The organism is Pacificibacter sp., from assembly GCF_039769035.1.
In the GTDB taxonomy this organism is placed as follows: domain Bacteria; phylum Pseudomonadota; class Alphaproteobacteria; order Rhodobacterales; family Rhodobacteraceae; genus Celeribacter.
This window is the reverse complement of sequence record NZ_JBDMZG010000087.1, coordinates 23,407-29,938: the sequence shown is the minus strand read 5'-3', so window position 1 is coordinate 29,938 and position 6,532 is coordinate 23,407. Positions and strand designations below refer to the sequence as shown.

The following is a 6,532-nucleotide window of genomic DNA, read 5'->3' as shown; positions in this document are numbered from 1 at the left end:
GCGCCCAACAAGCTCTAGACCCATCGATCACTTAGTGGCATCATTTCCCTCTTTGGATCCAAGACTGCCGCAGGCTCGCGGCGTGAAGCGAAAGATAGACTTATGACAGACCGCCTGCCCCACGAAAAAGGTTTCCACATCTCATGGGATCAAATTCACCGTGACAGTCGCGCTTTGGCGTGGCGTCTAGATGGCAAAGGACCAAATGATGGTGCGTGGCGTGCTATTGTTGCGATCACTCGTGGCGGCATGGCCCCAGCGATGATCATCGCGCGTGAATTGGACGTGCGCACTGTGGATACGATTTCGGTCAAATCCTATGATCACCAAGATCGCAGTGTTGCGCAGGTGCTGAAATCACCGGATGCGGATATGATGGGCGACGGCACTGGCATCTTGATCATCGACGACTTGGTCGACAGCGGCAAAACACTTGAGTTGGTCCGCGAAATGTACCCCAATGCGCATTTTGCAACGGTCTACGCCAAGCCACAAGGGCGCCCGCAGGTCGACAGCTTTATCACTGAAGTCTCGCAAGACACGTGGATCTTTTTCCCATGGGACATGGCGCTGCAATACGTTCAGCCCTACCGCGGCAAAGACTAATTTCCCAAGACATATTGACGACAAGGCCGCCACTGAGCGGCCTTTTTGTATTTCTAGCGCGCGCGCCCCAGCTCGCACGCCTAGCACTCACGCGGCGGTTAAATCACCTTCGCTTTGGGGTGCTGTGTCTTTGACGCGTTTGATTGCCGCCATGGCGCTTTCGATGCTGGAGAGCGGGTCCAAAGCGCTTGAGACATGTTCTACCGCCGCACAAGCTGCACGCACAAAAAACGCACTTTGCTTGGCACTTAGGTCGTAAGACCCATCGCGCACGGCATCCAAAATTGTGTTCATTGCCGTTATGTTATGAGCCTGAGCGCATTCCAATGCGGCCTCTAGTTTTTTGATCAACTGGCACGTCGTCATCATTAACCTCAATTCTTTACAAATTTTTTCTGAGTTGACCGCTGGCCCCAAAAATTTGGCTGCGATATCTTATCCTCACATAAAATCGACACCACAAAGGTTAACAGCTTGTGCACATGGCCGTTTTCTTGCGGCAAACTGAATGTAGTGGTCAAAAAAACGCCAGAGGGCATTGCGATTGCTAACAAAGCAGGCGATGCTCAAACCACTGCAATTGCAGCATAAATTTCTGCATTGCAGCAAATGCAATTACGCAGGCGACCAAATTTCATTGGGCACGCCCGCGCCTTTCGCAAGAGGAACCAAATATGTCATCCACCGCCGCGCACCCGCTTTCAACACCGATGCATAACACCATGGCATCGCCGATCGTGCAGGCCGCGGCATGGCTCAGAAGCGCAACCTTTCCGTCGGAGCGGCCCTTGATCAACCTGTCGCAAGCAGCCCCGACAGCTGCCCCAACCGAACAATTGCGGCGTGAAATGGCACGGATCGCAATCGAGGACGACACGGCGCACCAATACGGTCCTGTGCTTGGGCTTCCAGATCTGCGCAACGAAATCGCATCACAGTGGAACGCCCATTATCACGGGGACATCACCTCAAACGATGTTGCGATTTCGTCGGGTTGCAACCAAGCCTTCACATCCGTGATGTCGACGCTCTGCGCCGCTGGCGATGAAATCATATTGCCAAGCCCATGGTACTTTAACCACAAAATGTGGGCCGAGATGAACAATGTGACTGTCGCTGCACTGGAGACCGGACCAGACCTTTTGCCAGATTTGCAGCGCGCAGCGAAACTGATCACTCCGCGCACCCGCGCCATCGTATTGGTCAGCCCGAACAACCCCGGTGGTGCGGAATACCCAGCTGAGCTCGTGACGCAATTCTATGCGCTCGCCAAAGCCCATCGTATTGCCTTGGTGATCGACGAAACCTACCGCGATTTTGATTCTCGCACGGGCGTCCCGCACTATCTGTTCCAACAATCCGATTGGCGCGAGACCGTCGTGCAATTGTATTCCTTTTCCAAGGCCTACCGCATGATGGGGCACCGCATCGGTTCTATCGTGGCGAGTCCAGCAAGACTGCAGCAAGTGGAAAAGTACCTTGATACCGTCACGATCTGCCCCAACCAACTTGCGCAAAAATCAGCGCTTTGGGCGATGCAGAATCTGTCCGATTGGGTCGCCGAAGAACGCCTTGAGATTTTGGCACGCCGCGAAGCTGTCGCGAAAGGATTCGAAGGCCTAAAAGACAAAGGGTGGGTTTTGCGCGGATGCGGTGCGTATTTCGCTTATGTCGAGCACCCGTTCGACATGCCTTCGACCGAACTCGTGCCGTGGCTGCTGGAAAACGCGTCTTTGTTGGTGCTTCCCGGAACGGCCTTCATGCCACAAGGGCACAAAGATGCGGAAAAACAGCTGCGAATTGCCTTCGCAAACGCCGATCTGGCGCAAATCTCTCAGCTTTTTGATCGTCTACACCAGATTGAGCTGTAATCTGAGCCGATCTGCCTTGCGAGCCGCCGCCGAACCCCCTAGACATTTCGCAGTTTGATGGGAGACAGCACGATATGGCAAGCGGCAATGGTACTGGCAAGAAAATGGTGGTGTGGGGTGTTCTCGGTCTTTTGATCGTGGCCCTCGGTGGATTTGGCACGGCCAATTTTGGCGGATCCGTCAGCAGCGTCGGCTCTGTCGGCGATCGCGAGATTGACGTCAACACATACGCCAACGCGCTCACTGGCGAGATCTCCCGCTTTGAGCAGCAAATCGGTCAGCAAATGTCCGTAGAGCAAGCGTCACAAATTGGCATCCCTGCCCGCGTGCTGAACCAGCTTTTCAATCAAGCTGCGCTGGACGGCGAAACTGCACGCCTTGGCCTCTCCGTTGGTGATGCCGCCGTACGTCGCCAGTTGCTGTCCATTCAAGGGTTTCAAGGATTGGACGGCAACTTTGATTCTGAAACTTATAAGGCTGCGCTGAACCGCATTGGCGAAAACCCTACGAAGTTTGAACAGGGTCTGCGCGAAGACCTGTCACGCACATTGCTGCAAGGTGCGCTCACCACTGGGATCACCATGCCAGCCGTTTACGGCGACGTTGTTGTCGAATGGATCGGCGAACGTCGCACGGTCTCTGTTGCGATCATGGGCACCAATGCGCTGTCCTTGGGCACCCCGATCCCGACCGAAGCAGACATCACAGCGCAATATGAAGCAACGCCAAAGGCTTACACCTCTGCAGAAACACGTGATGTCACCTATGTGTGGCTCACACCCGAAATGCTTGCGGACGAGGTCGATCTTGACGAAGCCAGCTTGCGCGAGCTTTACGACGAAAACATTTCACAGTTCGTTCAAGCCGAACGCCGTTTGGTTGAGCGCCTTGTCTTTGGCACCGAAGAAGACGCGGCGGCAGCAGCGGCACGCTTGACCTCCGGTGAAACCACTTACGAAGATGAAATCACAGCACGCGGTCTTGAACTGATCGACGCCGACATGGGCGATGTGGCCATTGACGACCTTGGAAACGCCGGAGACGCCGTTTTCGCCTTGGACCTGCACGCAGTGTCCGATGTGATTGAAACCGATCTTGGCCCTGCCCTGTTCCGCGTGAATGGCGTGTTGGAAGCCTCCGAAATCAGCTTTGAAGACGCGCGCGCAGACCTGTCGATTGAAATGGCAGCCGATGCGGCCCGTCGCGACATTGCGGACATGATCGAAGACTTCGATGACCTTTTGGCCTCAGGTGCCACGTTGGAAGAACTGGCGTCCGAAACGCGCTTGGAGCAAGGCCAGTTGGCTTGGGCGCCAAACGCAGAAGATGGCATTGCGTCCTATTCCGCCTTTGTGAACGCGGTGCAATCTGCTGAAGTTGGCGATTTCCCAGAGATCATTGAATTGTCTGACGGTGGCATCTTTGCGCTGCGTCTTGATTCTATTACGCCCGCAGCATTGAGCCCGCTTGACGATGTGCGCGACCAAGTGATCGCGGATTGGGAAGCAGCAGAGACCGCGCGTCAGATGTTGGTGAATGCCCAAAGCCTTGAAAGCCAAGTCGCCGCAGGCACTCCGCTGTCAGAGCTTGGTTTGCCAATCGAGAACTTTGAGACCATCACACGTCAAGATTACATCTCAACGATGCCTGAAGGCTTTATCGATGCAGTGTTTGAGCCAAGCTTGGCCAAAGGCGCCACAACGTTGATTCAAGACGACGGTCGTGTGGTTATTGCACATATTGATGCTGTGATGCCGCCCGAAGCCACGGAAGACAACGCAGCCATTGCGGACGGCTACATCACAACCGCAGCGCAAGGCGCCGCACAAGATGTGGTTAACGCCTTCTCAAACGCGCTACGCACCCGCGAAGGTGTCTCCATCAATCAAACAGCAGTGAATGCGGTTCACGCCCAACTGCCGTAAGTCACGTACAAGAACAAAGGTCATTTCAAATGGCACAGATCATCCCTTCGTTTGACGCATTTGAAGCCGCCTATTCTGCGGGTGAAAATCAGGTGGTTTACGCCAAAGTGGCCGCTGATTTGGACACTCCGGTGTCGATCATGCTCAAGCTTTCCGGCGCGCGCACTGACAGTTTCATCCTTGAATCCGTCACTGGCGGCGAAGTGCGTGGACGTCATTCCATCATCGGGATGAAACCTGATCTGGTCTGGAAATGTGATGGCACACAGGCGCAAATCAACCGCGATGCGCGCTTTGACTCTGCAGCTTTTACAGATGAGGCCACTGATCCTTTGACCTCGTTACGTGCCTTGATTGCTGAAAGCAAAATCGATCTGCCTGATGAGTTGCCATCCCCGTCTGCGGGATTGTTCGGCTATTTGGGCTACGACATGATCCGTCATGTGGAACATTTGCCAAATGTGAACCCTGATCCCATCGGCACACCTGATGCGCTGATGATGCGCCCAACAGTTGTGGCTGTGCTTGATGGCGTCAAAGGTGAAGTCACCGTTGTGTCACCTGCTTGGGTCAAATCTGGCCAATCGGCACGCGCTGCCTATGCCCAAGCGGCAGAGCGCGTGATGGATGCACTGCGCGACCTCGAACGCGCGCCCGAAGGCACATCGCACGATCTGGGTGAAAGCTTTGAAGTTCCAGAAGCCACATCGAACTTTACCCATGAGGGGTACAAGCAAGCTGTAGAAAAAGCGAAAGATTACATCAAAGCCGGTGATATTTTCCAAGTGGTTCCATCGCAGCGCTGGACCCAAGAGTTTCCTCTACCGCCTTTCGCGCTCTACCGCTCTTTGCGTCGCACCAATCCGTCGCCTTACATGTTCTTCTTCAACTTTGGCGGGTTCCAAATCGTTGGCGCAAGCCCTGAGATTTTGGTGCAAGTCAAAGACGGCACTGTCACAATTCGCCCCATTGCTGGCACGCGGAAACGCGGTGCAAACGAACAAGAAGACTTGGCGCTTGAGGCAGATTTGCTCTCCGATCAAAAAGAGCTGGCAGAGCATTTGATGCTTTTGGATTTGGGCCGCAACGATACCGGCAAAGTGTCCAAAATTGGCACTGTGCATCCAACACAAGAATTCACCATCGAACGCTACAGCCACGTGATGCACATCGTGTCCAACGTGGTGGGCGAATTGGCTGAAGATCAAGACGCCCTCTCCGCGTTGCTTTCTGGCATGCCTGCGGGCACGGTTTCTGGCGCGCCAAAAGTGCGGGCGATGGAAATCATCGACGAGCTAGAGCCAGAAAAACGCGGCATTTATGGCGGCGGTGTGGGCTATTTCTCGTCGGGCGGCGATATGGACATCTGTATCGCGCTGCGTTCAGGCGTTTTGAAGGACAAAAAGCTCTACATCCAAGCAGGCGGTGGTGTGGTTTATGACAGCGACCCGCAGCTTGAGTTCGAAGAAACAGTGAACAAATCCAACGCCCTACGCGCCGCAGCGCGCGAGGCAGGTTTGTTTACGAAATCGGGCAACCGCTAAAGCGCGGGGTGCGCCTTGCGCTTTAAAGCGGCAGTTCGGTGGTGGATTTGATCTCTTCCATCGAAAGCAGCGCCGTGACGTTGTAGATATTCACCTCTTGGATCAAGGCTTGATAAAACGCGTCATAGGCTTTGGCATTGGTGACACGGACTTTCAGAATATAGTCGATTTCACCGGCCAAACGGTGCGCTTCCAAAACCTCTGGGCGACGTTTGAGCACTTGCAGAAACTTTTCCTGCCAACCGGCTTCGTGGGCGTTGGTTTTCACCAAAACAAAGAAACAAGCCTCAAGCCCAAGAGCTTCGGGATCAAGGATCACCGTTTGCTGGCCGATTACGCCACTTTCGCGCATTTTGCGGATACGATTCCACACGGGCGTCTTGGATGACCCCACTTTTCGGGCGATTTCATCCAAAGATTGGCTGGCATCGACCTGCAACTCACCCAAAATTTTCCGATCCATTGCATCCAATTGGACTGCCATTTCGGTTTTCTCCTTATTTGCGGAACCAGCACCCTGCGCAGCCCGTGGAATGGAACAAACATCCTTATTCCCCCGACCCTATAGCACATTATGGGGACAATG

6 protein-coding genes are annotated in these 6,532 nt (G+C 54.3%); 4 read left to right on the top strand and 2 right to left on the bottom strand.

What is annotated here, in order from left to right; translation table 11 throughout:
* Positions 1 to 102: 102 nt before the first annotated feature.
* Positions 103 to 606 carry a xanthine phosphoribosyltransferase gene (gpt, locus tag ABF287_RS08345; RefSeq protein ID WP_347184551.1) on the top strand — a complete coding sequence of 168 codons (504 nt, stop codon included), beginning with the start codon at positions 103 to 105 and terminating at the stop codon, positions 604 to 606.
* A gap of 87 nt (positions 607 to 693) precedes the next feature.
* On the opposite strand, the gene ABF287_RS08340 is transcribed toward gpt, so the two are convergent.
* On the bottom strand, positions 694 to 975 hold the full coding sequence (locus ABF287_RS08340) for a hypothetical protein (protein WP_347184550.1): 282 nt from the start codon (positions 973 to 975) through the stop codon (positions 694 to 696).
* 305 nt (positions 976 to 1,280) lie between these two features.
* Between ABF287_RS08340 and ABF287_RS08335 the strand changes: the two genes are divergently transcribed.
* From ABF287_RS08335 to trpE, 3 genes are all read left to right on the top strand, one after another.
* Complete coding sequence (locus ABF287_RS08335; RefSeq protein WP_347184549.1) at positions 1,281 to 2,477, top strand: aminotransferase; 1,197 nt, start codon at positions 1,281 to 1,283, stop codon at positions 2,475 to 2,477.
* 74 nt (positions 2,478 to 2,551) lie between these two features.
* Positions 2,552 to 4,402, top strand: a complete 1,851-nt coding sequence (locus tag ABF287_RS08330) for a SurA N-terminal domain-containing protein (RefSeq protein WP_347184548.1) — start codon at positions 2,552 to 2,554, stop codon at positions 4,400 to 4,402.
* 29 nt (positions 4,403 to 4,431) lie between these two features.
* The gene (gene trpE / locus ABF287_RS08325; RefSeq protein WP_347184547.1) at positions 4,432 to 5,946 is read left to right on the top strand and encodes an anthranilate synthase component I; all 1,515 of its coding nucleotides are present in this window, start codon (positions 4,432 to 4,434) and stop codon (positions 5,944 to 5,946) included.
* Between the two features lie 22 nt (positions 5,947 to 5,968).
* On the opposite strand, the gene ABF287_RS08320 is transcribed toward trpE, so the two are convergent.
* Positions 5,969 to 6,430, bottom strand: a complete 462-nt coding sequence (locus ABF287_RS08320) for an Lrp/AsnC family transcriptional regulator (protein WP_347184546.1) — start codon at positions 6,428 to 6,430, stop codon at positions 5,969 to 5,971.
* Positions 6,431 to 6,532: the final 102 nt, after the last annotated feature.